This window comes from Microbacterium sp. NPDC007973 (genome assembly GCF_042958465.1).
Lineage (GTDB): Bacteria > Actinomycetota > Actinomycetes > Actinomycetales > Microbacteriaceae > Microbacterium > Microbacterium galbum.
Genome location: NZ_JBIBJJ010000004.1, coordinates 63053 through 87515 on the forward strand (window position 1 = coordinate 63053; position 24463 = coordinate 87515).

The window sequence follows — 24463 nt, forward strand, 5'->3', positions numbered from 1 at the left end:
GTGGGCACAACCCTCATCTCCGGCGGCACCGTCGTCTCGGCCACCGGCCGCAGCGCCGCCGACGTGCTGCTGGACGGCGAGACGATCGCCGCGGTCCTCGCGCCCGGCTCCACCCTGCTCGGCCACGACCTCGCGGCATCCGTCGACACCGTCATCGACGCCACGGGCAAGTACGTGATCCCCGGCGGCATCGACGCGCACACGCACATGCAGCTGCCGTTCGGCGGCACGAGCGCCTCCGACACCTTCGAGACCGGGACCCGCGCCGCGGCGTGGGGCGGAACGACCACCATCGTCGACTTCGCCGTGCAGCGCGCCGGCGAGCGCGTGCAGGACGGCCTCGCCCACTGGCACGAACTCGCGGCGGGCAACTGCGCGATCGACTACGGGTTCCATCAGATCGTCGGAGGGGTGGATGCCGACTCCCTCACCGCTCTGCCCGGGTTGATCGACGAGGGCATCTCGAGCTTCAAGATGTTCATGGCGTACCCGGGGGTCTTCTACGCCGACGACGCGCAGATCCTCCGCGCGATGCAGGTCGCTGCCGACACGGGGTTGCTGACGATGATGCACGCCGAGAACGGCCCCGTCATCGACGTGCTCGCGGAGCAGCTGATCGAGAAGAACAAGACCTCGCCGTACTTCCACGGCGTCGCCCGCGCGTGGCAGATGGAGGAGGAGGCCACGCACCGCGCGATCATGCTGTCGCACCTCACCGGGGCCCCTCTGTACGTCGTGCACGTGAGCGCCAAGCAGGCCGTCGAACAGCTCGCGTGGGCCCGCGACAACGGGCAGAACGTCTTCGGCGAGACGTGCCCGCAGTACCTCTATCTCTCGCTCGAAGACCAGCTCGGCGCCTCGAGCGAGGAGTGGGGCGACTTCGAGGGCGCGAAATGGGTGTGCTCCACTCCCCTGCGCTCGAAGCACGAGGGCCACCAGCACCACATGTGGCAGGCGCTGCGCACGAACGACGTCCAGATGGTGTCGACCGACCACTGCCCCTTCTGCATGAAGGACCAGAAGACGCTCGGACAGGGCGACTTCCGGGCCATCCCGAACGGCATCGGCTCGGTCGAGCACCGCATGGACCTCATGTACCAGGGTGTCGTGACGGGGCAGATCACCCTGGAGCGCTGGGTCGAGCTGACGAGCACGACCCCGGCGCGCATGTTCGGCATGTACGGCAAGAAGGGCGTCATCGCCCCCGGCGCCGACGCCGACATCGTCGTCTACGACCCGGCCGGACACACCTCGATCGGGGTCGGCAAGACCCACCACATGAACATGGACCACTCCGCGTGGGAGGGCTTCGAGATCGACGGGCACGTCGACACGGTCATCTCGCGCGGAAAGGTCGTCGTCGACGACGGCGCGTACCTCGGCGCCAAGGGCGACGGACGCTTCGTCAAGCGCGGCCTGAGCCAGTACCTGGTCTGAGAGGAGACCCCATGGATTTCGGTGTCGTCCTGCAGACCAACCCGCCCGCCGCTCGCACGGTCCAGCTCTCGCAGCTGGCCGAGGCCCACGGCTTCAGCCACGTCTGGACCTTCGACTCGCACCTGCTGTGGGAGGAGCCCTACGTCGTGCACTCGGCGATCCTCGCCGCCACGCGGCGAGTGACCGTCGGACCGTTCGTGACGAACCCCGCAACCCGCGACTGGACCGTCACGGCCTCCACCTTCGCGACCCTCAACGAGATGTACGGCAACCGCACGATCTGCGGCATCGGCCGCGGCGACTCCGCCGTCCGCGTGACGAACGGTCGCCCGACGACGCTCAGGGCACTGCGGGAGTCGATCCACGTCATCCGCGAGCTCGGCAACTCCCGCGCGGTGGAGTACAACGGCGCGACGCTGCAGTTCCCCTGGAGCCGTGGGTCGAAGCTCGACGTCTGGGTCGCGGCCTACGGGCCGCTCGCGCTGAAGCTCACCGGCGAGGTGGGCGACGGCTTCATCCTCCAGCTGGCCGACCTCGACATCGCGGAGTGGATGATCAAGACGGTCCGCCAGGCCGCCGAAAACGTCGGCCGCGATCCCGACGAGATCGCCTTCTGCGTGGCCGCGCCGATGTACATCGGTGAGGACACCCCCGAGAGCCGGGCGCACATGCGCGAGCAGTGCCGGTGGTTCGGCGGAATGGTCGGCAACCACGTGGCCGACATCGTCGCGAAGTACGGCGCCGGCTCCGACGTTCCCGCCGCCCTCACCGACTACATCGCGGGGCGCACGGGGTACGACTACAACTCGCACGGCAAGAGCGACAACGACCACGTCGATTTCGTGCCCGACGAGATCGTCGAGCGGTTCTGCGTGCTCGGCACCGCCGAGGAGCACATCGCCAAGCTCGAGAAGCTGCGGGCGCTGGGCGTGACGCAGTTCGCCGGCTACCTCCAGCACGACAACAAGGAGGAGACGATGCGGGTCTACGGCGAGACGGTCATCCCCGCACTGTCTGAGCACGTGACGGCGAAGCAGTGAGCGCCCCGTGACCGATCAGGTCCTGACCCCGGGCGCCACCGAGGTCGTCGGTGCGGCCCGCTCCTCGCGGGGGCGCGGGATGGCCGCCCGGATCGGCTGGGGAATCGCCGGGGTGACCGCGGTCGTCGTGCTGTGGGAGCTGTACAAGCTCCTCGGACCGGCGGACGGTGTGACCGTGGGCGGGGACGGATCGGCGGGGTCGGGTGTCATCCTGCTCCCCCGCACCCACGACCGCGCCATGCCGCACGTGTGGGACATGGTCGCGCGGATGTTCGCCCCGACCAGCGGGGGTGACACCCCGCCCCTGATCCTCTCGGTACTCCAGGCGGCCGGAACGACCCTCGGGCTGGCCGCCCTGGGATGGCTCATCGGCGTCGTCGTCGGCGCCCTGCTGGGGATCGCGATGCAGCGCTGGCGGCTGGTCGAAGCCGGCCTCCTCCCGTGGATCGTCGTCAGCCAGATCGTTCCGCTCATCGCCTTCGCGCCCGTCGTCAACGCCCTCGGGGCGCAGATCGACCGCTCCGGCTTCCCCTGGCCGCAGTGGCTCTCGGTCGCGCTGATCGCGTCGTACCTCGCCTTCTTCCCCGTCGCGGTCGGCATGCTCCGCGGGCTCGACGCCCCCGACGCCCTGCACCTTGACCTCATGCGGTCCGGCTCCGCCGGGTGGTGGCAGACGCTGGTCCACCTGCGCCTGCCCGCGGCCGTGCCGCATCTGCTTCCCGCGCTGCGTCTCGCCGCGGCATCCGCCGTCGTCGGCGCCGTCGTCGCCGAGGTGTCGATCGGACTGCGCGGCGGAATCGGCCGCATGCTCATCCAGCTCGCCGGGCAGGCGTCGTCCGACCCGGCCGCACCCTGGGCGCCGACTTTCGGCACCGTCGTCATGGGACTCGTCGCGGCCCTCGGCGTGGCCCTCATCGGCGTCGCCCTTCATCGTTTCCGTCGCGGGGAGGACACCGCATGACCACCACCACCGCTGTTCGAGCCCGCGGGCTCGGAAAGGTCTTTCCGAGCGCCGGCGGCGAGGTGATCGCCCTGACCGACGTCGATCTCGACATCGCCGCCGGGGAGTTCGTCTCGCTCATCGGCCCCTCCGGCTGCGGCAAGTCGACGCTGTTGCGTCTCATCGCCGACCTCGACACGGCCACCAGCGGAGAGCTCACCCTCGCGGGAAAGACCGCGCGGCAGGCGCGCCTCGACCAGGACTACGGCATCGCGTTCCAGCAGGCGGGGCTCCTCCCCTGGCGCACGGTCGCAGCGAACATCGCCCTGCCCCTCGAGCTGCACCGCTGGCCCCGCGCCCGCCGTGACGCGCGCGTCGCCGAACTCGCCGACCTCGTGGGTCTCACCGACTTCGTCGGGCGCTACCCCGACCAGCTGTCCGGCGGCATGCAGCAGCGCGTCGCGATCGCCCGCGCGCTCGCGGCCTCACCGCGACTGCTGCTGATGGACGAGCCGTTCGGCGCCCTCGACGAGATGACCCGCGAGCGTCTGCAGTCCGAGCTCGCGCGCATCGCCGCCGAGACCGGGGCCACGGTCGTCTTCGTCACGCACTCGATCCCCGAGGCGGTGTTCCTCTCCGATCGCGTCGTCGTGATGAGTCCCCGACCCGGACGGATCACCGAGGTCATCGACACCCGACCGGGCCGTGCCCGCGACGACCTCCTCCGGGAGTCGCCGGAGTATTTCTCGCGCGTCACCGCCGTCCGCGAAGCGCTCCACGGCTCGCCCCTGCACCGGGCGAACGAGCGATGACGGCCGCTCGACTCCCCGGGTGGGTGCGGCTGCTGGCGCCCCTCGTCGTCGGTGTCGCCGGACTCGCCGCGTGGTACGCCTTCGTCGCCTCGGGCAGCGCCCCACGGATGCTGCCCGCCCCCTTCGCGGTGGCGAACGAGTTCGTCGATCGCTTCGGCCTGATCGCCGAGGCCACGGGGATCACGGGAACGAACGCCCTCGTCGGCCTCGTCGCCGGCAGCCTGCTCGCGATCCTGTTCGCCGCCCTCGCCGCCACCTGGCGTCCCGTCGACGGCATGACCGCACCTCTCGTCGCCGCGCTCGCCGTCGTCCCCATCGTCGCGCTCACCCCGATCTTCAACACGATGTTCGGCGCGTCGAGCCAGTTCGGTCGCCAGGCGGTCGCCGGGATCGCCGCCTTCGTCCCGGTGTTCGTCAACACCCTCCGCGGCCTCCGCCAGACCAGGCCCGTGCAACGCGACTTCTTCCGCGCCACCGCCGCGGGCGGAGGGCAGACCTTCCTGCATCTGACCCTGCCCACCGCCCTGCCCTACCTCGTCACGGGCGTGCGGGTCGCGGCATCCCTCGCCGTCATCTCGGCCCTGGTCGCCGAGTACTTCGGCGGCCCCGCCGACGGGATCGGCACGGCCATCGCGACCTACGCCAAATCAGGGCGCGCAGCCCTGGCGTGGGCGTTCGTGGCCGGGGGCATCGTCATCGGCCTCGTCTTCTTCCTCGTCACCTCGCTGCTCGAACGTCTCGTCGCCCGTCGCCTCGGCGCCGGTCGCGCACGGGGCTGAACGGCATCCCTCCGCAACCGAAAGAGCCTGCACCACCCGACACACGCGCTCCACCGATTCGAAAAGGACCCCACATGAGACACAGCACCCGACGCGCCCTCGGCGCGATCGCCGGGGTCGGCATCGCCGCCCTCGCCCTCTCCGCCTGCTCCGGCGGCGGCTCGGCGCCCGCGGCATCCGACGCCGACTTCACCCCCCTCACCTCGGTGAAGCTGCAGCTCCAGTGGCTGCCGCAGGCGCAGTTCGCCGGCTATTACGTCGCCCTCGACAAGGGCTTCTTCCAGGAGGAGGGCTTCGACGACGTCGAGGTGCTGCCCTCCGGCGGCGACATCGTCCCGCAGGACGCGCTCGTCGCCGGCGACGTCGATTTCGCCGTCGCGTGGGTACCCAAGGTTCTCGGGACGCTCGAGAATCAGGGCGTCGAGCTGACCGACATCGCGCAGGTGTTCCAGAAGTCGGGCACCACCCAGGTGTCGTGGAAGGGCTCGGGCATCACGAGCGTCGACGACTTCGAGGGCAAGCGGATCGGCTCGTGGGGCTTCGGAAACGAGTGGGAGATCTTCGCGGCCATGGCCGACAAGGGCCTGGATGCCTCGACCGTGCAGATCACGACGCAGGACTTCTCGATGAACGCCCTCCTCGACAAAGACGTGGATGCCGCGCAAGCGATGACCTACAACGAGCTCGCGCAGCTGCTCGAGACGGTGAACCCCGCCACGGGGAAGCTCTACACGATGGACGACATCGACGTGATCTCGTACGAGGACACCGCGGGAGCGATGCTGCAGGACGCCATCTGGGCCGACACGACGCGCCTGGCCGACGACCCGGCGTACGCCGATGCCGCGACGCGCTTCCTCAAGGCCGTGATCAAGGGCTGGGTCTTCGCGCGCGACAACCCCACCGAAGCTGCGGACATCACGTACACCGCGGCGACGGCTCCGGGCGTCGACGCCTTCCCCGTCGGCCCCACGCACCAGCTGTGGCAGATGAACGAGGTGAACAAGCTCATCTGGACCGGCGGCGACTTCGGCATGATCGACGCCGACGCCTGGAAGAAGACCGTCGATGGCGCTCTCAAGGCGGTCAACCAGGACGGGCTGAACCTCATCACGGCGGAGCCGGCGGCATCCGCGTACTCCAACGAGTACATCGAAGCCGCCCTCAGCGCCCTGGAGGACGAGGGTGTCACCGTCGACGGGGACTACACGCCGATCGACGTGACACTCACCGAGGGCGGGCAGTAAGACGCACGGAAACGATGAGGCGGGGCGGTCGGGTCATCCGGCCGCCCCGTCGTCGTGTCTGCGCGTCGTCTCCTTCGTGCGCGGTCGGCGGAATCGAGCCGGGCGTTTGCTCGCTGCTCCCGGCTCCGCCGAAGGTGACCACCGCGCCGCTCGGGCAGCCGGTGCGCGGCCCGGCACCGGGACGAGCCGGCTTCCGCGTGGTTGACTGACCCCATGCACGCCAGCCCCGCCCCGAAGCACGCGCGCCGCCGGCCCGAGTCCGGGCTCCGCCGCGGGCTCACCCTGCTCGCGATCGCCGTGGCCGTGATCGTCGTCGCCGGGGTGGCGGTGGGAGGCTTCTACGCCTGGTCGCTGACGAGCCGCCTGCAGGAGGCCTCCGTTCCGTTGAAGGACGCCCCGGCCGAGCCCCCCGCCCTCAGCGAGTACAACGAGCCCTTCGCGGTGCTGGTGGTCGGCACCGACGAGTGCGACGACGTCGTGGCCGCGGCGTTCGGCCCGCGCTGCACCGACCCCGAGAACGACGGCGCGCGCAACGACGTCAACATGCTGCTGTACGTCTCGGCGAACCCGCGGCGCGCCACCGTGGTGTCGTTCCCGCGCGACCTGCAGGTCGCGATCCCGGAGTGCACCAACGACGACGGCGCCGTCTTCGGCGGCACCGACCGCGCCTCGATCAACACCGCGTTCGAAGACGGCGGTCTGTCGTGCGTCGCCGACACCATCTCGAACCTCACCGGGCAGAGCATCCCCTTCGCCGCGAAGGTCAGCTTCGGCAACGTCGTGAACATCACCGACGCGATCGGCGGCATCGAGGTGTGCATCGGCGGCGAAGGGATCGACGACCCGGATGCCGGCATCCAATGGGAAGCCGGCCCCCGCACGGTCAAGGGTTTCGACGCCCTCGCCTTCCTGCGCACGCGCAAGGGCATCGGCGACGGCAGTGACCTCGCCCGCATCGGCAACCAGCAGCAGTACATGTCGCGCCTGGTCAACAAGCTCCGCAGCGACGAGGTGCTGTCGAACCCGGGCACCCTCATCGGTCTGGCGAACACGGCCGTCAACAACATCCAGCCGAGCGAGAGCCTCGCCGACCCCGTCCGCATCGCGCAGCTGGCGTACACGCTCAAGGACGTGCCGTTCTCGGATATCACCTTCGTGCAGTACCCCGTCGTCGACGACCCGTACGACAGCAACCGCGTCGCGCCCGACGAGGCCTCGGCCCAGGTGCTGTTCGAGGCCCTCGCCGCCAACGCGCCCCTCACGATCACCGGCGAAGCCGGTCGCGGCGTGGTCGCCGACCCGTCGGCTCCCACCGAGGAGCCCACCGCGCCGGCCGAGGAGACCCCCGCTCCGGATGCCACCGATGCCACCGCCTCGCCCGACGCGAGCGCCGCCCCGGGCGTGGTCGATCTGCCCCAGAACATCAACGGCACGAAGGCGGACCAGGCGACCTGCTCGGCCGGCAACGGCTGATCCCGACCACGACGTCGCCGTCCGACGGGCGCACGCCCCCACGCACGGAGACCGGACATTCAGGTCGATGGGACAGCATCGAGGGGTGAAGACCTCCGCCCGCTTCTCGCTCGTCGTCGTGACCGCAGCGCTCGCCCTCGCCGGGTGCGCGCCCGCGGCCGCCCCGTCGACCCCGACGGCATCCGCCACTCCCACCCCCACCCCGACGCCCAGTCCCACGCGCACGCCCGATCCCCTGGACGGCATGAGCCTGGCCGACAAGGTCGGGCAGCTGTTCATGGTGGGCACTTCGGTCGACGGTGCCGATGCGACGACGGTCACGGCCGTGCGGGACGATCACGTCGGTGGGATCTTCCTGCACGGACGATCGGATGCCGGCACGGAGGCGATCGCGAACCTCGTGAGCGGATTCACCTCGACGGTGCCCGCGGGCCGACCGCCGCTGTGGGTCGCCACCGACCAGGAAGGCGGGACGGTGCAGGTGCTGTCGGGTCCGGGATACGACGACATCCCGTCGGCGCTCGATCAGGCGCAGTCCGATGACGCCGCCCTGCGTGCGAGCGCTGCGACGTGGGGGACGCAGCTCGCCGCCGCGGGGGTGAACATGAACCTCGCGCCGGTCGCCGACATCGTCACGAGCGCGGAGTTCGCGGCATCCAATCCCCCGATCGGCGAGCTGGCCCGCGAGTACGGCTACGACGAGGCGACAGTCGCCGCGAAGGCGGGTGCGTTCGCCGCCGGGATGCGAGACGGCGGGGTGCTGCCGACGTTCAAGCATTTCCCGGGCCTCGGACACGTCGACGACAACACCGACTACTCCACGGGCGTGACGGACGACACGGTCACCGCCGACGGACCCGACGTGGGCGTGTACTCCACGGTGCTGCCGCAGGGGCCCGCCGTCGTCATGCTCTCGACGGCGATCTCCGCGCAGATCGACCCCTCGGCCCCCGCCGCCTTCTCCCCCGCGGTGGTGGGCGTGCTGCGCGACCGCGTGGGGTTCGACGGCGTGGTCACGGTCGACGACCTCTCGGCCGCGCGTCAGGTGCAGCCCTGGTCGCCCGCCGATCGGGCGACGCTGGCGGTCGACGCCGGCGTCGACCTGCTGCTCGTCTCGGCCGACCCGTCGGTGTACCCCGAGATGCATCAGGCCGTGCTGTCGCGCGCCGAGTCCGACCCCGCCTTCGCCGCGAAGGTGGACGCCGCAGCCCGCCGCATCCTGGCTCAGAAGGCCGCGATGCCCTGAGTTCTCGCGCGAGTCGCCACGATTCGTCGCCTCCGACACCGGCGGAGCGACAGATCCTGGCGACTCACGCGCGCTGCGGGCGATACGCTGGAAGGCTGTGTCTGTCGAACCCGTCATCGTCTACCCGCCCGAGCTGCCCGTCAGCGCGGCCCGGGACGAGATCGCGCGCGCCATCCGCGACCACCAGGTCGTGATCGTCGCCGGGGCGACCGGCTCCGGGAAGACCACGCAGCTGCCCAAGATCTGCCTCGAGCTCGGGCGCACCTCGATCGCGCACACCCAGCCCCGCCGCATCGCCGCGCGCACGATCGCCGAGCGCATCGCCGAGGAGATGCAGGTCCCCCTCGGTTCCACCGTCGGCTACAAGGTGCGCTTCACCGACAAGGTGTCGGCCGACACGCGCGTGGCGCTGGTGACCGACGGCATCCTGCTCAACGAGATCCACCGCGACCGGCTCCTCCGCCGCTACGACACGATCATCGTCGACGAGGCGCACGAGCGCTCCCTCAACATCGACTTCCTGCTCGGCTACCTCCGCCGCATCCTGCCGAAGCGCCCCGACCTCAAGGTCATCGTCACCTCCGCGACGATCGACCCCGAGAGCTTCGCGCGGCACTTCGCCGCCGCCCCCGCCGCCGCGGGTGGCGAGCCGGTGCCGGCGCCGGTCATCGAGGTCTCGGGCCGCACCTATCCGGTCGAGATCCGGTACCGGCCGCTCGACGGGGCGGACGACGCGGGCTCAACTCCGGAGATTACGGATGCCGACGGCGACGACACCCCATCATCTCGCGGCCGCCCGTCACCCGCCCCCTCGAATCTCCGGAGTTCTGCACGGCCCGCCACGAAGTCCGGGGCCGCCGGCAAGGCGGGGTCACCCGCGAAGCCCGGGCGTACCGACGACGACGTCGACGAGGTCGGAGCCGTCGTCGCGGCCCTCCGTGAGCTCGACCGGGAGCCCGCGGGCGACGTGCTCGTGTTCTTCCCCGGTGAGGCCGAGATCCGCGATGCGGCGGATGCCATCCGCGGGGCATATCAGAAGGACGCCGCGCCCACCGAGGTGCTCCCCCTGTACGGCCGCCTCTCCGCCGCCGAACAGCACCGCGTGTTCGAGCGCTCCACCGTCGCGGGTGTGCGCCGCCGCGTCATCCTCGCCACGAACGTCGCCGAGACGAGTCTCACGGTCCCCGGCATCCGGTACGTCGTCGACACCGGCACCGCGCGCATCTCGCGCTACAGCAACCGCTCGAAGATCCAGCGCCTGCCGATCGAGGCCGTCTCACAGGCGTCCGCACAGCAGCGGTCCGGCCGCGCCGGCCGTACGTCGCCCGGTGTCGCGATCCGCCTCTACTCCGAAGACGACTTCCTCCGCCGTCCGGAGTACACCGAGCCCGAGATCCTGCGCACGTCGCTGGCATCCGTCATCCTGCAGATGCTGTCGCTCGGGTTCGGCGACATCCAGGCGTTCCCGTTCCTGACCCCGCCGGATTCGCGCGGCGTGAAGGCGGCGTTCGACCTGCTCGTCGAGCTCGGCGCGGTGAAGCTGCCGGCGCCGGGTTCGGAACGCCGCGATCCCCGCGGCGACGGCGACCCCTCGCGCCGGCGGGGTGGGCGGGGAGACGATCGCGGCCCCCGCCTCACCGAGATCGGCCGCGAGATCGCGCGCCTGCCGATCGACCCGCGCTTCGCCCGCATGCTCATCGAAGCGCGCCGCAACGACGTGTCGAGCGAGGTGCTCGCGATCGTCTCCGGCATGTCCATCCAGGACGTGCGCGAGCGCCCCGAGGACCGCCGCGAAGAGGCTGACCGGTTCCACGCGCGGTTTACCGACCCGACCAGCGATTTCCTGTCGCTGCTGAACCTGTGGGAGTACCTGCAGGAGAAGCAGGCCGAGCTCGGCTCGAGCGCGTTCCGGCGCCTCTGCCGCAGCGAGCACCTCAACTACGTGCGCGTGCGCGAGTGGGTCGACGTGCACCGGCAGCTGCGCTCCCTGGGAGGCTCGGGCGAGCGCCCCGGCTCCGGCGACGACGGGCGCGGCGCTTCTGCGCGCGGCGCGAAGAACCATGTCCCACTTATGGCGGGTGCGGGGCGCACGAAGCAGCACAATTCGGGACATGCACCGCCACAAGTGGGACGAGGGTCGACAGACAGCGCCCCCGAGGGACACGCCGCCGGCGACGCGATCCACCGCGCGATCCTGTCCGGGCTGCTGTCGCACCTCGGCATCCTGGATCCCCGCACGATGGCCCAGGCGAAGGACCGCAAGGCGCCCGGCGACGCACGCCCCGTCAAGGGCGAGTACATCGGGGCCCGCGGCGCCCGGTTCGCGATCTTCCCCGGCTCCGGGCTGAAGAAGAAGCGTCCCTCGGCCGTGATGGCCGCCGAGCTCGTCGAGACCTCGCGCCTGTTCGCCCGCACGGTCGCCGCCGTCGACCCGGCGTGGGCAGAGGAACTCGCCCCCGACCTCGTGAAGCGCTCGCTGAGCGAGCCGCACTGGTCGAAGGATGCCGGCTCCGCCGCCGCCTACGAGAAGGTCACCCTCTTCGGGGTCGAGCTCGTCGGCCGTCGCCGGGTGCAGCTCGCGCGCTTCGATCGCCCTCTCGCCCGCGAGATGTTCGTGCGCCACGCGCTCGTGGAGGGCGAGTGGGACCCGTCGGTGCTCGACAAGCGCCTCACGGCGTTCCTGCGCCGCAACGTCGAGCAGCGCCGCCTGCTGGAGAAGATCGAGGAGCGCGAGCGCCGCCGCGACATCCTCATCGGCGACGAGGCGGTCTTCGCGTTCTACAACGCGCGCATCCCCGCCGACGTCACCGACGTGCGCTCGTTCGAGACGTGGTGGAAGGATGCCGTCACCCGCACGCCCCACCTGCTCGACCTGCGCGAGTCCGACCTCACCGGCGACCGGGCGCAGGGAGATGACCGCGCCTTCCCCGCGCGATGGTGCCAGGGAGACCAGACCCTCAACCTCGCGTACCGCTTCGAGCCCGGTGCCCCCGACGACGGCGTGACGGTCGTCGTGCCGCTGCCGCTGCTGGCTCAGCTGCGCCCCGACGGGTTCGACTGGCAGGTGCCGGGCATGCGCGACGAGCTCGTGACCGCGCTGCTGCGAGCCCTGCCGAAGACGATCCGCCGCAACGTCGTGCCCGCCGCCGACTGGGCTGAGAAGTTCTCCGCCGAGCTGGCCGAGAAGGGCCCCGAGCACACGGACGGTCTGCCGAAGACGACGCTGGTCGACGCGCTCGCCGCCCAGGTGCAGCGCGTGGCCAACCAACGCGTGAGCGCGGCCGACTTCGAGCTCGAGCGCGTTCCGGCGCACCTGCTCCCGTCGTTCCGCGCGGTCGATGCGCGCGGGCGGGCGATCGGCAGCGACCGCGACCTCGGCGCGCTGCAGCGCCGCCTCGCCGACCGCGCGCGCTCAAGCGTCGAGTCGACGATCGCCCGACCGGTGCAGAGAGCCGCAAAGGTCGCCGAGGCCTCCCCCGCGTTCGCCGCGCGCACGAAGCTCACGACGTGGGACCTCGACGAGCTCACCGAGGTCGTCGACACGCCCGTCGCCGGCGGCGTCGTCCGCGGCTACCCGGCCCTCGTGGACGAGGGCGACAGCGTCACGCTGCGCGTCGAGGCGACGCCCGAGGATGCCGCGCGGCACACGCGCGCCGGCATCCGACGCCTGATGCTGCTGGCCGTGGCCTCCCCCGCCACGTACGTCCTCGACCACCTCACCGCGAACGAGAAGCTCGCCCTCGCGGCATCCCCGTACCAGAATGCGAAGGCGCTGATCGAGGACGCCCGCGTCGCCCTCGCCGACGACGTGCTCCTGCGCGAGGCGCCGGCCGGTGTCGTCCGCACGAAGGCCGAGTTCGAGCGCGTGCGGGATGCGTTCTCCGCCGTCTCGGTCGAGCGCACGTTCCAGACGGTGTCGCTCGCCGCGAAGATCCTGCTCGCGCAGCGCGAGGTGGAGCGGGCGATGAAGGATGCCGCCTCGATCACGCTGTTGGGCGCGCTGAACGACGTGCGGGGTCAGGTGGCGGGGCTGCTCTTCCCGGGCTTCCTCTCGCGCACGGGCCTGCATCGGCTGCAGCACTACCCGCGCTACCTGGCGGGGGCGCTGGAACGTGTGAAGACCCTGTCGGACAACCCCGGTCGCGACCGCCAGCGGCAGACCGAGTACGAGCGCTCCGCGACCGCGTTCGCCGAGGCGGGCGGTGTCATCCCCCTGCCCGCCGATGCTCCCGCGAACCTCATGCAGACGCGGTGGCTGCTGGAGGAGCTGCGCGTGAGCCTGTTCACCCAACGCCTCGGCACGGCCGAGCCGGTGTCGCCCCAGCGCATCACGAAGGCGCTGAAGGGCGCGTGAGTCGCAAAGATCTGTCGCTTACGGACCCTTCTTAGCGACAGTTTTCGGCGACTCGCGCGGCGTCACACGCCGAGCGACGCGCCCCACTCCCGCAGGAGGCCCTCGAGCGTCCGCCGCTGAGGCGGGGTGAGGCCCGCGAGCAGGCGTTCCTCGTTCGCCACGTGGGCCGCGAAGGCCTCATCGATCACGCGTCGCCCCGCCGTGGTGAGGCGGATGACGCGTCCTCGTCCGTCGTCCACGTCGGCGTCGCGCACGACGAGACCGGATGCCACGAGGCGGTCGACGCGTTTGGTGACGGCGCCCGTGGTGACCATCGTGTGCCGCGCGAGCTCGCCGGGGGCGGCCGCGAACGGCTCCCCCGCACGCCGCAGCGCGGCGAGGATGTCGAACTCGCCCTCACCCAGGCCGTGGCGACGGTACTCCGCGACCAGTTCCTCGCGCAGGTGGTCGGCCAGTCGATGCAGGCGTCCGATCACCTGCAGGGGGGAGACATCGAGGTCGGGACGCTGGGCGCGCCACTGGGCGGCGATGGCGTCGACGCGGTCGGGCGTGGTCATGGCATCCATCGTATCTTCCGCGGAAGCTATTATGTCTTCCATGGAAGCTACGTGGCGCACCGTCGCCGTCACCGCCGTCGCCCCGATCGCGTGGGGCGCCACCTACGTCGTGACGCGGCACGCGCTGCCGGCCGACGCTCCACTGTGGGGCGCGGCGCTGCGCGCCCTGCCGGCCGGGCTGGTGCTGTGGGCTCTCGCCCGACGCCGCCCTCGCGGGTCGTGGTGGGCGAAGGCGCTCGTGCTGGGGCTGCTGAACTTCGCGGCGTTCTTCGTGCTCGTGTACGTGTCCGCACACCTGCTGCCGTCGTCGATCGCCGCCTCGGTCATGGCGCTCGCTCCCCTCGCCCTCGCGGGGATCGCGTGGCCCCTGCTCGGGCAGCGGCCGACGGTGCGGTGGGCCCTGGCCTCGGCCGTCGGCATCGCCGGCGTGCTGCTCGTGGTGGGCGGGAGCACCGGAGCGATTTCCCCCGTCGGCGTCATCGTCTCCCTGCTCGCCCTGCTGGCGTCGTCATCCGGGGCGATCCTCACCACCCGCTGGCGTGACGAGACGCCGCTGCTCGCCACGACCGCGTGGCAGCTCACCGCCGGAGGACTCGTGCTCGTCGTCGTCGCCGCCGTCGGAGAGGGCCCGCCGCCTCGAGTGGATGCCGCGGGGGTCGCCGCCTATGCCGGGATCGCGGTCGTGGCCACCGCCCTGGCGTTCGTCTGCTGGTTCACGGGTCTGCGGCACCTTCCGGCCGGAACGGTGGGCCTCATCGGACTGCTGAACCCGGTGACCGGGGTGCTCCTGGGCGTCCTCGTGGGCGGGGAGACCCTCACCGGTCCCCAGCTCATCGGCATCGCCGCGGTTCTCGCCGCCATCGCCGCCACCCACACGCGGCGGCGGAGTTCGCGGCGTTCCCCGCGCGGACCCGTGCCCTCCCCGAAGGGATGAGCACGGGTGCGCGCGGGGAGCGGATGGTCACGAGCGCAGGCGCACCTCGCCCATCGTCGCCGTGACGTCGACCTCGGCGGTGGCTGTGGGGCTCTGCCGCAGACCGTTGTCGACCTGCCCCAGACCGTCGTCGATGCTCACGCGGTACTCGTCGTCGGGCAGACGCAGGTCCACGGACCCGGCCGTGAGCTGCACATCCGTGCGGATCGGGGTGGATCCGCGCAGGTGCGCCGTCACCTCTCCCCCGGCCACCTCGAACGCGGCGGTGCCGACGTCGCGCAGCTGCACCGAGGCCGATCCCCCCGATATGTCCAGCTCGAGCTCCCCCGCCGCGCCGTTCAGCGAGGTGGTCCCGCCGGCGACGCGGACCGAGACCGTGCCGTAGTCGCCCTGGAGGTCGAGAGCGCCACCGCTGACCTGCGCCTCGACACCGAGTCCCGTCCCCGCCCACTGGCGCGGAAGGGTGATCGTGGCGGACGATCCCGCGCCCCAGTCGACGAACGACCGGTTCGGCGAGGCGACGCGCAGCGCGTCTCCGCGGCGTTCGAAGGTCCAGCCCGCACGACCGGTCGCGGCGTCCAGCCGTGCGCTGTCGACGTCGCCGTAGGCGATCGTCAGGGCTCCCCCGGTGACGTCGATGTCGAGCGACCCCACCGCCTGCTCGGCGCCGTCGATGCGGACCGATCCGCGGTCGGCGTCGCGCAGCACGACGACGGCCGAGGCGGCGGTTCCGGCGACCGTGCCGAGGGCGACGCACGCGCCGACCACGATCGTGACGATCGACACCGCGAAGGCGGCGACGCGACGTCGGGGCGGCGCGGGGGCGGCGGGAGGTGTGTCGATGGTCATGAGGTCGCTCCGGTGTGGTCGTGGCCCAGGTGCACGAGAGCGGCGATGACGCGGCGGTTGCCGGTCTCGTCCTGCTCCAGGCCGAGCTTCGTGAAGATGGCGGTGATGTACTTCTCGACGCTCGCCTCGCTGACGAACAGCGCCCCGGCGATCGCCTGGTTCGAGCGCCCCTCGGCGATCAGGCCCAGGACGGCTCGCTCGCGGTCGGTGAGGCTCTGCAGTCGCTCGTCGCGGCGACGCCGTGTGAGCAGCTGCGCGACGACCTCGGGATCCAGCACGGTGGCACCGTCGGCGATGGAGGCGACGGCGGCGAGGAAGTCGGCGACGTCGGCCACACGGTCCTTGAGCAGATAGCCCAACGCGCCCTGCCCGTCGGCGATCAGGTCGCTCGCGTAGCGCTCCTCGACGTACTGCGACAGCACGAGCACCGGGAGCCCCGGATGCCGTGACCTCAGCGCGATCGCGGCACGGATGCCCTCGTCGGTCCAGGTCGGCGGCAGCCGCACGTCGAGGATGCACAGCTGCGGCGCCGTCTCCGCGACGGCAGCGTCCAGGCCGTCCGCGTCGGGCAGGGCCGCGACCACCTCGTGGCCGTCGTCGGCGAGCAGGCGCACCAGGCCCTCGCGCAGGAGGACGGAGTCCTCGCAGATCAGGATGCGCACGGGACGTTCACCTCCACCGTCGTCGGGCCGCCCTGGGGGCTGTCGATGCGGGCCGTGCCGCCCGCCGCCGTGACGCGATTGACGATCCCGTCCAGGCCGCCGCCGGGCACGATGCGCGCCCCGCCCAGACCGTCGTCCTCGACACGTGCCCACAGCGACCCGTCATCGCGCACCCGCACGTCGACACGGCAGGCGGCGGCACGGGAGTGTTTGGCGGCGTTGGTGAGGGTCTCCGCGATGGCGAAGTACACGGCCTCCTCGGCCGCCCGCCCGCAGCGGCGGGGCAGGCGCACGTCGAGGGTCACCGGGATGTGCGAGCGCGACGCGAGCGCCGAGAGGGCGGCATCCAGGCCCCGATCCTCGAGCACCGAGGCGTGGATGCCGCGGGCGAGCTGCCGGAGTTCCGTGATGGCCGACTTGGTCGAGGCGTGCGCCTCGGCGACGAGGGCCTTGGCCGCCTCGGGGTCGTCGTCGATCTTGGTCTGCGCGAGTCCGAGGGTCATGCCGATCGACACGAGCCGCGGCTGGACCCCGTCGTGCAGGTCGCGTTCGATGCGCGTGCGCTCGACCTCGGCCGCGCGGACCGCTCCGGCCCGACGGGTGTCGGACGTGCGCGCCTGCTCGACGAGCTGCGCCTCGCGGGAGGGGACGAAGATCGCGCGCACGATCACGCCGTGCAGGATCGCGAGGCCGATGGCGGCCGCCACCCCGACGATGACGGCGATGACCCCCACGAGGGGAACACCCGCGCCGCTCAGCGGGATCAGATCGAGGAAGCGCGTGTTCGACCAGCCGAAGATCGGGCTGACGGCGAGGGCGAGGCCCCACGCGAGTCCGGCGAGGGCGGTCACCGTCACGAGTCCCATCACCGTCGCGATCGAGAACGAGGCCACCGCGCGCCACTGCAGCGGGTCGATCGCCTGCAACCAGATCGAGTGCAGCACCCCGACGAAGCCCGGCTTGGCGCTGCGGCGCGGCCGCAGCGGCGCGAGACCGAGATCGTAGAGCCCGTCGACGCGCGCACGTTCGAACCAGGCGACGGCGAAGAGCGCGTAGACGAAGACGACCAGCACGACGACGCCCACGAGAAGCGCCGCGAGCAGCCCGACGCCCGAGCCCAGCATGCTGAACAGCCCCGTGAAGACGGCCGGCCCGATCACGCCCAGCGCGGCCAGGTGCGCGACGGCGGCGGCGACGCGCCCGGGCGAGGCGACACGCACCCGCTCCGGCACACCGCCCGTCGGCGGGGCGGTCTCGACGGGCCCGCCGGGAACCGGCGGAGGGGGCGGGAGGACGGATGCCGTGGTCATGCGTTCCACGCTAGGGCGCGGTCGGCGCGGGCACCGCCCGGTCAGCCCCCGCGCGCGTTCGGGTTATCCCGAATCACGCGGTCACAGCTCGTCGGCGGAGATCCACCCCGAGGCGATCAGCTCTTCCACGTCGTCGGCGCGCAGGATGCTCGGCGCCACCTCGTCACCGGCCTCGTCGGGCGCGTCGCGGTCGGCGATCAACGCCTCGACGGCGTCGGCGGTCGCCGACACGAGCGCCCGCGGATCGGCGAACACGGTGGCGTCGAGGTCGCCGTCGCGCAACGCGCGCACGGTCGGCGCGTCGGCTCCCGATCCGACCACGAGCGGTGCGGGGGCGGGCTCGGCATCGCCGTCGCCGCGGTCCGTCGCCTCCGGGGAGGGCGTCGGCGTGGCGGTCTCGCCTTCGGCCTCGGGAGCCTCGGTCGTGAGCGCGGTCACCACACCCCGGGTCACCGCGTCGCCGAGCGCGAGCACGGTCGTGGGCACGTCGCCGGGGTCACCCGCCCGGAGCTCGCGCACGCGCTTCTCCGCCGCGTCGGCCTGCGCCTGCGCGGTCCGACCGCCGACGGCGGCGGCCTCGGGGGTCGCACCCGACACGATCTCGATGCGGCCGTCCGCGACGGCCGGCTGCAGGGCGGCGAGGGCGGCGGCGTAACGCTCGACCTCCCAGGCGTCGGAATCCGCGCCGCTCAGCACAGCGACCCGGGCCGTCTCGGCCTCGGCGGTCTCGGGCGCGACCGCCTCGGGCTCGGCGGTCTCGGTGCCCGGCGATCCGGGCGTGGCTGCCGGGCTCGGGCTCGACGACGCCGTCGCGGTGCGCGGCGCGTCGGCGAGATCGGCGAGAAGCGCCTCCGCCTGTGCGCGCCCGAGGGCGGCGGCGTCGAAGGCGACCGCTCCCCCCACGTCGAGTCCGTCGAGCGACCGCCCGAACGCGACGACCGGCACCCCCGCCTCGTCGGCGGCGGCGATCGACGCGGACAGGTCTCCGGATGCCAGGGGCGCGACGACCACGGCATCCACGCTCTTCGTGAGCATGTTCTGCACCTGGGCGGCCTGCGTGCGAGCGTCGGAGGCAGCGAACTGCAGGTCGACGCGGTACCCGCGCGCGGAGAGTTCGCGGTTGAGCGCGTCGCCGCCGCGACTCCACAGCGCGTCGGCCGTCGTCGGCAGCGACACCCCGATGACGCCCGCGCCGTCGTTCGAGCCGGGGGCGGTGGCCGGCGCCGGGGAGCACGCGGCGAGAGCCACGGTCACGGCGACCAGGGCCGCGGCCGCACGGAGCGCGCGCGAAGGTGTCATCCGATCCATCCTCCCCCACGCGACAACGCCCCGCCGCACGAGGCGACGGGGCGTTGCAGAGAGAGCGGGACTCAACCGCGGGTGCGGTTCTTGTTCCACACGTCGAAGGCCACGGCCAGCAGCAGCACGAGACCCTTGATGAACTGCTGCACGTCGGTCGAGATGCCCATGAGCGACATGCCATTGTTCAGCACACCCATGACCAGACCACCGGCGATCGCGCCGACGACGCGGCCGACGCCACCCTGCACGGCGGCACCACCGATGAAGGATGCCGCGATGGCGTCCAGCTCGAAGAGGTTTCCGGCGCCGGGGCCGGCCGAGTTCAGGCGGCCCGTGAAGACGATGCCGGCGAGGGCCGCGAGCACTCCCATGTTCACGAAGAGCAGGAAGTCGACGCGACGGGTGTTGATGCCCGACAGCTTGGCCGCGGTGCGGTTGCCGCCGATCGCGTAGATGTGGCGACCGAAGACGCTGCGGCTCATGACGGTCGAGTACCCGATGATGAGCAGCGCCAGCACGACGAGCACGATGGGCGTGCCGCGCGATCCGGGCGCGACACCCAGCAGGTAGGTGAGGTACGCGATCAGGGCGCCACCACCGATGACCTTCACCAGGAACGCCGCGGTGGGCTCGTTCTGCAGCTCGAGGGCTGCGCGCTTGGCGCGCTGACGCACCTGCGACGCGACGAAGAGCACGAGGGTGAGCACGCCCAGGGCGACGGTGATCCACTCGGCCGGCGAGCTGGTCGCCGGGAAGAGGTCGGGGAACAGGTAGCCGCCGCCGAGCTGGCGGTACTCGGTCGGGAAGGGGGTGATCTGCGTGTTGCCGAGCGTCATCTGCGTGAGGCCTCGGAACAGGAGCATGCCCGCCAGGGTCACGATGAAGGCCGGGATGCCGATGTAGGCCACCCAGAAGCCCTGCCACATGCCGACCACCGCGCCCAGCACGAGGGAGAGCAGGATGCCGAGCCACCAGGGCAGGCCCCACTGCACGATCAGCACGCCCGAGACGGCGCCGACGAAGGCCGCGACCGATCCGACCGAGAGGTCGATGTGGCCGGCGATGATGATCATCACCATGCCGATCGCGAGGATCAGGATGTAGCTGTTCTGGACGATGATGTTCGACACGTTGCCCGCGGTGAGCAGGCGCCCGCCGGTGAGGGCCTGGAACAGCAGCACGATGACGATCAGCGCGATGAAGATGCCGATCTCGCGCAGGCGCGAGGTGAAGAACTGCACGATGCCGCCGGCACCGCTGCCACTGCCGTTACCGGCGCCACCGCCGACGGGGCCCTTCGGCGTGGAGGGACCCTGCGGGGTCACCGTGTTGTCAAGCGCTGACATGGTCGGCTTCCTTTTCCTTCGTCATGAGCACCATGAGGGCCTCCGGTGTGGCCTCTTCGATGGGCAGCTGGCCGGTGATGTGGCCTTCGCTGAGGGTGTAGATGCGGTCGCAGATGCCGAGGAGCTCGGGCAGCTCCGAGGAGATGACGAGCACCCCCTTGCCCTGTGCCGCGAGGGAGTTGATGATCGTGTAGATCTCGTACTTGGCACCGACGTCGATGCCACGGGTGGGCTCGTCGAGGATGAGCACCTCGGGGTCGGAGAACAGCCACTGCGACAGCACGACCTTCTGCTGGTTGCCGCCGGAGAGCTTGCCCACGACCACGTCGACGCTGGGCGCCTTGATGTTCATCGACTTGCGGTAGCGGTTGGCGACCAGGTACTCCTCGTCGCCGTCGACCCAGCCGCCCTTCACAAGCTTGCGCATCCCGGCGAGCGAGATGTTGCGCTTGATCGTGTCGATGAGGTTGAGCCCGGCGCCCTTGCGATCCTCGGTCACGTAGGCCAGACCGCTGCGGATCGCCGCGGGGACGGTCGAGGTGTCGGCCTTCTGCCCGCGGATGTAGACACTGCCGGAGATCCGCGAGCCGAAGCTCTTGCCGAAGACGCTCATCGCGAGCTCCGTGCGACCGGCGCCCATGAGACCCGCGATGCCGACGACCTCGCCGGCGCGCACGTTGAGGTTCGCCTGGTGGATGACGGTACGGGTGGCATCCGTGGGGTGGCTGACGTTCCAGTCCTCGATTCGCAGGACCTCTTCGCCGATCTCCACGTCGCGGTCGGGGTACCGGTTCTCCAGCTCACGGCCGACCATGCCGCGGATGATGCGGTCTTCGCTGGTGCCGCCGGTCGCGACGTCGAGCGTCTCGATCGTGCGGCCGTCGCGGATGATGGTCACCTCGTCGGCGATCGCGCGGATCTCGTTGAGCTTGTGGCTGATGATGATGCAGGTGATGCCCTGGCCGCGGAGATGGCGGATCAGATCGAGCAGGTGCTCGGAATCGTCGTCGTTCAGGGCCGCGGTCGGCTCGTCGAGGATGAGGAGCTTGACGTCCTTCGACAGCGCCTTGGCGATCTCGACGAGCTGCTGCTTGCCGACGCCGATCTCGTTCACCGGCACGTCGGGGCTGTCGCCGAGTCCCACGCGCGCGAGGAGCTTCGAGGCCTCGCGGTTGGTGGCATCCCAGTCGATGAGACCACGGTGGGTGATCTCGTTGCCGAGGAAGATGTTCTCGGCGATCGAGAGGTAGGGGCTCAGCGCGAGCTCCTGGTGGATGATGACGATGCCGGCCGCTTCGCTGTCGCGGATGTCCTTGAACTCCACGGTCTGGCCGTCGAAGACGATCTCCCCGCGGTAGTCGCCCGCGGGATACACACCGCTGAGCACCTTCATGAGGGTCGACTTGCCGGCGCCGTTCTCGCCGCAGATGGCGTGGACGGTCCCGCGCTCGACGGTCAACGACACGTCGGCGAGCGCGATGACGCCGGGGAACTCCTTGGTGATCGAGCGCATCTCGAGGATGGTGCTCACGAGGTCCTCCTTGCAGAACCGGCTCGTGGCCGGTCGGGATGGTGGGGCGGGCGCCGGAGGCGGACCCGCGGGAGCCTCCGCCGCGACCCGATGGGGCCGCGGCGGAGGCGGGGTGGGAGACCGGGGTCCCCCGGGGGATCAGCCCAGGTCGGACTCGGAGTAGTAGCCGCTGTCGACCAGGATCTCCTTGTAGTTGTCCTTCGTGACGATCGTCGACTCGAGCAGGTACGACGGGACGACCTTCTCGCCGTTGTCGTAGGTCTCGGTGTCGTTGACCTCGGGCTCGGTGCCCTTGCGGATGTCGTCGACCATGGTCACGGCCTGCTTGGCGAGCTCGCGCGTGTCCTTGAAGATCGTCGAGTACTGCTCACCCGCGATGATCGACTTGATCGAGCCGACCTCGGCGTCCTGACCCGTGATGACGGGCAGGTCGGAGGCCGAGTAGCCGCCCGAGGTGAGGGCCGAGATGATGCCGATCGACAGGCCGTCGTAGGGCGAGAGCACGCCGTTGAGCTTGGTGCCGCCGATGACGGTGAGGATGTTCTCCATGCGCTTCTGCGCCGTCTCGGGCAGCCAGCGGAGGATGGCCGCCTGGCCGAACTCGGTCTGGCCGGAGGGGACGACGAGCGTGCCCTTGTCCAGGTACGGCTGCAGGGTGTCGATGGCACCCTTCCAGAAGAACGTGGCGTTGTTGTCGTCGGGGCTACCGGCGAACAGCTCGACGTTGAAGGGACCGGCGGCGCCCGTCTCCTTGCCCGACGCGTCGAGGACGCCCAGGCCCGTGAGGAGCGAGGTGGCCTGCTGCACGCCGACCTTGTAGTTGTCGAACGTCGTGTAGTAGTCGACGTTCTCGGTGCCGTTGATGAGGCGGTCGTACGCGATGACGGGGATGTTCGCGTCCTTGGCCTGCTGCAGCACGTCGGTCAGCGTGGTGCCGTCGATCGAGGCGATGATCAGGGCCTTGGCGCCCGTGGTGATCATGTTCTCGATCTGCGAGACCTGCGTGGGGATGTCGTCGTTGGCGTACTGCAGGTCGACCTGGTAGCCGAGCTCCTCGAGCTGCGACTTGACGTTGTTGCCGTCGGCGATCCACCGCTCCGACTGCTGCGTGGGCATGGCGACGCCGATGGTGCCGCCGGCCTCCTGCGAGTCGCCGCTGCCGGCGCCGGTGCGGTCTCCCGCGCAACCGGCGAGGCCGATGCCGAGCGCGAGGACGCCCGCTCCCGCGACCGCCTTGAGCATGCTGTGCTTCTTCACTCTGGTTCCCTCCGTTGGGTATGTGGCGCGGTCTCTCCCCATGGAGCCCACCGCTTCAGCGAGCGACGCACCGGCCGGGCGCAGAGGTCGGCGGGGCGAAACGAAGCCGTTCGGCGAGGCGGTCACCCGCATCGTTCGAAACCTCTTCGTCTCGACGGATCCGCTCCGCAGCGAGTCCCGTCGGCCTGTGCGACCGGTCATGTGACCGTTCACATCGTGTGTGAGATGCTACCCCGCCGCCGAAGGAAGCTGTCAAGTCCCGGTGCGCTCACCGACCAGCCGTTGCCGAAACGTGACGATTCGATGCCAGGGCCGCACGCGCGACGCGGGCGCGTTCAGCGGGAAGGCGGTGCGGTGGAGGAGCGCACGATGAGGCGCAACTGGGCGGGGTCCGACGACGTATCTTCACCCGCCACCTCGCCCAGAGCGGCGAGGAGGTCGGTCATCGCGCGGGTCCCGATCCCGACGAAGTCCTGCCGGACGGTCGTCAACGGGGGCCAGAGGTGAGCGGATTCGGGCACGTCGTCGAACCCGACGACCGAGATGTCCTCGGGGACGGAGCGACCTATGGCCCGAACGGCATGCATGAACCCGAGCGCCATATGGTCGTTACCCGCGAACACCGCGGTGGCGTCCTCGGTGCGCAACAGCTCCAGCCCGGCCTCGAAACCGAACTGCGCGGTCCAGTCGCCCAGCACCGGCGGACGGGGCGAGAGATCGTTGGCATCCATCTCGGCGAGGTAGCCGCGCATGCGGTGATCGGCCTCGACCCAGTCGCGGGGTCCGGCGATGTGCAGGATGCGGGTGTGCCCCAGCTCGATGAGGTGGCGCACGGCGGCGCGGGCACCGGCCGTCTGATCGTTGTGGGATGTCGCGGTGCCGGTGGACGCGACGATCTGCACCGGAACCGGGAGCTTCAGCTCGTCGAGGATCGGGACCACCCGTGTCTGCGGCGCGACGGCGATCAGCCCCTCGATCGACTGCTGCATGAGGTGGTCGATGGAAGACCGCACGTCGTCGGGGGCACTGGTGGCGAGATTGGTGATCGTGAGCCGATAGCCCGCAGCGCGGGCGGCCGACTCGATCGCCTGGACCATCGAGGCGACGCCGTGCGTGGGCGTGCGCGGACCCAGCACGCCGATGAGCTTCGACCGGCTGGTCGCCAGCGCGCGGGCCGCCTGGTTCGGCACGAACTTCAGCTCGGCGATGGCGGAACGCACCTTGGCGGCGGTCTCGGGGCGCAGCGCGGAACTGTTGTTGATGACCCGCGAGACGGTCTGGTACGACACCCCGGCGAGCCGCGCGACATCGCGGATGCTCGGGGCGCGCCCCGTGGTCTCCGGGATGTCGGTGTCGCTCATCAGCCGCCTCATTGCGGGTCGCGCGC

General features: G+C 71.1%; 19 protein-coding genes. 10 read left to right on the forward strand and 9 right to left on the reverse strand.

Going from position 1 to position 24463, the window contains the following annotated elements:
* The 9 genes from hydA to ACFZA2_RS13070 all read left to right on the forward strand — a co-directional run bounded on the left by hydA (position 1) and on the right by ACFZA2_RS13070 (position 13328).
* Positions 1-1437 carry a dihydropyrimidinase gene (gene hydA / locus ACFZA2_RS13030; RefSeq protein WP_391405503.1) on the forward strand — a complete coding sequence of 479 codons (1437 nt, stop codon included), beginning with the start codon at positions 1-3 and terminating at the stop codon, positions 1435-1437.
* 11 nt (positions 1438-1448) lie between these two features.
* The gene (locus tag ACFZA2_RS13035; RefSeq protein WP_391405506.1) at positions 1449-2477 is read left to right on the forward strand and encodes a TIGR03842 family LLM class F420-dependent oxidoreductase; all 1029 of its coding nucleotides are present in this window, start codon (positions 1449-1451) and stop codon (positions 2475-2477) included.
* A gap of 7 nt (positions 2478-2484) precedes the next feature.
* The gene (locus ACFZA2_RS13040; RefSeq protein WP_391405509.1) at positions 2485-3438 is read left to right on the forward strand and encodes an ABC transporter permease; all 954 of its coding nucleotides are present in this window, start codon (positions 2485-2487) and stop codon (positions 3436-3438) included.
* Complete coding sequence (locus ACFZA2_RS13045) at positions 3435-4229, forward strand: ABC transporter ATP-binding protein (protein ID WP_391405513.1); 795 nt, start codon at positions 3435-3437, stop codon at positions 4227-4229. Before ACFZA2_RS13040 ends, ACFZA2_RS13045 begins: the two co-directional genes overlap by 4 nt.
* Complete coding sequence (locus ACFZA2_RS13050; protein ID WP_391405516.1) at positions 4226-5008, forward strand: ABC transporter permease; 783 nt, start codon at positions 4226-4228, stop codon at positions 5006-5008. The genes ACFZA2_RS13045 and ACFZA2_RS13050 overlap by 4 nt, the downstream gene beginning before the upstream one ends.
* Positions 5009-5082: 74 nt before the next feature.
* A complete protein-coding gene (locus tag ACFZA2_RS13055; RefSeq protein WP_391405519.1) occupies positions 5083-6255 on the forward strand; it encodes an ABC transporter substrate-binding protein in 1173 nt (390 codons plus the stop codon).
* Positions 6256-6468: 213 nt separating this feature from the next.
* The gene (locus ACFZA2_RS13060; RefSeq protein ID WP_315994663.1) at positions 6469-7728 is read left to right on the forward strand and encodes an LCP family protein; all 1260 of its coding nucleotides are present in this window, start codon (positions 6469-6471) and stop codon (positions 7726-7728) included.
* Between the two features lie 85 nt (positions 7729-7813).
* Entirely contained in the window at positions 7814-8974 is a 1161-nt protein-coding gene (locus tag ACFZA2_RS13065; protein ID WP_391405524.1) for a glycoside hydrolase family 3 N-terminal domain-containing protein, read from the forward strand.
* 97 nt (positions 8975-9071) lie between these two features.
* Entirely contained in the window at positions 9072-13328 is a 4257-nt protein-coding gene (locus tag ACFZA2_RS13070; protein WP_391405527.1) for a DUF3418 domain-containing protein, read from the forward strand.
* Positions 13329-13390: 62 nt separating this feature from the next.
* Here ACFZA2_RS13070 and ACFZA2_RS13075 read toward each other — a convergent pair whose 3' ends face one another.
* Complete coding sequence (locus ACFZA2_RS13075; RefSeq protein ID WP_391405530.1) at positions 13391-13885, reverse strand: MarR family winged helix-turn-helix transcriptional regulator; 495 nt, start codon at positions 13883-13885, stop codon at positions 13391-13393.
* A 40-nt stretch (positions 13886-13925) separates the two neighbouring features.
* On the opposite strand from ACFZA2_RS13075, the gene ACFZA2_RS13080 reads away from it, so the two are divergent.
* Positions 13926-14819 carry an EamA family transporter gene (locus ACFZA2_RS13080; protein WP_391405533.1) on the forward strand — a complete coding sequence of 298 codons (894 nt, stop codon included), beginning with the start codon at positions 13926-13928 and terminating at the stop codon, positions 14817-14819.
* Between the two features lie 27 nt (positions 14820-14846).
* On the opposite strand, the gene ACFZA2_RS13085 is transcribed toward ACFZA2_RS13080, so the two are convergent.
* From ACFZA2_RS13085 to ACFZA2_RS13120, 8 genes are all read right to left on the reverse strand, one after another.
* Positions 14847-15668: a GIN domain-containing protein gene (locus ACFZA2_RS13085; RefSeq protein ID WP_391405536.1), complete on the reverse strand. Its 822-nt coding sequence runs from the start codon at positions 15666-15668 to the stop codon at positions 14847-14849.
* Positions 15665-16330, reverse strand: coding sequence for a LuxR C-terminal-related transcriptional regulator (locus tag ACFZA2_RS13090; protein WP_391405539.1), 666 nt, complete (start codon positions 16328-16330; stop codon positions 15665-15667). Before ACFZA2_RS13090 ends, ACFZA2_RS13085 begins: the two co-directional genes overlap by 4 nt.
* Positions 16318-17640: a sensor histidine kinase gene (locus ACFZA2_RS13095; protein ID WP_391405542.1), complete on the reverse strand. Its 1323-nt coding sequence runs from the start codon at positions 17638-17640 to the stop codon at positions 16318-16320. The genes ACFZA2_RS13090 and ACFZA2_RS13095 overlap by 13 nt, the downstream gene beginning before the upstream one ends.
* An 81-nt stretch (positions 17641-17721) precedes the next feature.
* A complete protein-coding gene (locus tag ACFZA2_RS13100) occupies positions 17722-18939 on the reverse strand; it encodes a substrate-binding domain-containing protein (RefSeq protein ID WP_391405544.1) in 1218 nt (405 codons plus the stop codon).
* Between the two features lie 71 nt (positions 18940-19010).
* Positions 19011-20288: a multiple monosaccharide ABC transporter permease gene (gene mmsB, locus ACFZA2_RS13105; RefSeq protein WP_315994672.1), complete on the reverse strand. Its 1278-nt coding sequence runs from the start codon at positions 20286-20288 to the stop codon at positions 19011-19013.
* Positions 20275-21801 carry a multiple monosaccharide ABC transporter ATP-binding protein gene (gene mmsA, locus ACFZA2_RS13110; RefSeq protein ID WP_315995257.1) on the reverse strand — a complete coding sequence of 509 codons (1527 nt, stop codon included), beginning with the start codon at positions 21799-21801 and terminating at the stop codon, positions 20275-20277. Before mmsA ends, mmsB begins: the two co-directional genes overlap by 14 nt.
* A 156-nt stretch (positions 21802-21957) precedes the next feature.
* The gene (gene chvE, locus ACFZA2_RS13115; protein WP_315995258.1) at positions 21958-23061 is read right to left on the reverse strand and encodes a multiple monosaccharide ABC transporter substrate-binding protein; all 1104 of its coding nucleotides are present in this window, start codon (positions 23059-23061) and stop codon (positions 21958-21960) included.
* A gap of 350 nt (positions 23062-23411) precedes the next feature.
* Positions 23412-24437 (reverse strand): LacI family DNA-binding transcriptional regulator, encoded by a 1026-nt coding sequence (locus ACFZA2_RS13120; RefSeq protein WP_391405548.1) that lies wholly within the window; start codon positions 24435-24437, stop codon positions 23412-23414.
* Positions 24438-24463: the final 26 nt, after the last annotated feature.

Bases quoted from the DNA above. Each gene is read 5' to 3' on its own strand.
- mmsB (WP_315994672.1), bottom strand. From the start codon at position 20,288: ATGTCAGCGCTTGACAACACGGTGACCCCGCAGGGTCCCTCCACGCCG.
- ACFZA2_RS13120 (WP_391405548.1), bottom strand. From the start codon at position 24,437: ATGAGCGACACCGACATCCCGGAGACCACGGGGCGCGCCCCGAGCATC.
- ACFZA2_RS13055 (WP_391405519.1), top strand. From the start codon at position 5,083: ATGAGACACAGCACCCGACGCGCCCTCGGCGCGATCGCCGGGGTCGGC.
- ACFZA2_RS13045 (WP_391405513.1), top strand. From the start codon at position 3,435: ATGACCACCACCACCGCTGTTCGAGCCCGCGGGCTCGGAAAGGTCTTT.
- ACFZA2_RS13060 (WP_315994663.1), top strand. From the start codon at position 6,469: ATGCACGCCAGCCCCGCCCCGAAGCACGCGCGCCGCCGGCCCGAGTCC.
- ACFZA2_RS13075 (WP_391405530.1), bottom strand. From the start codon at position 13,885: ATGACCACGCCCGACCGCGTCGACGCCATCGCCGCCCAGTGGCGCGCC.
- ACFZA2_RS13085 (WP_391405536.1), bottom strand. From the start codon at position 15,668: ATGACCATCGACACACCTCCCGCCGCCCCCGCGCCGCCCCGACGTCGC.
- ACFZA2_RS13035 (WP_391405506.1), top strand. From the start codon at position 1,449: ATGGATTTCGGTGTCGTCCTGCAGACCAACCCGCCCGCCGCTCGCACG.
- ACFZA2_RS13050 (WP_391405516.1), top strand. From the start codon at position 4,226: ATGACGGCCGCTCGACTCCCCGGGTGGGTGCGGCTGCTGGCGCCCCTC.
- ACFZA2_RS13095 (WP_391405542.1), bottom strand. From the start codon at position 17,640: ATGACCACGGCATCCGTCCTCCCGCCCCCTCCGCCGGTTCCCGGCGGG.
- ACFZA2_RS13100 (WP_391405544.1), bottom strand. From the start codon at position 18,939: ATGACACCTTCGCGCGCGCTCCGTGCGGCCGCGGCCCTGGTCGCCGTG.
- ACFZA2_RS13080 (WP_391405533.1), top strand. From the start codon at position 13,926: ATGGAAGCTACGTGGCGCACCGTCGCCGTCACCGCCGTCGCCCCGATC.
- chvE (WP_315995258.1), bottom strand. From the start codon at position 23,061: ATGCTCAAGGCGGTCGCGGGAGCGGGCGTCCTCGCGCTCGGCATCGGC.
- mmsA (WP_315995257.1), bottom strand. From the start codon at position 21,801: ATGCGCTCGATCACCAAGGAGTTCCCCGGCGTCATCGCGCTCGCCGAC.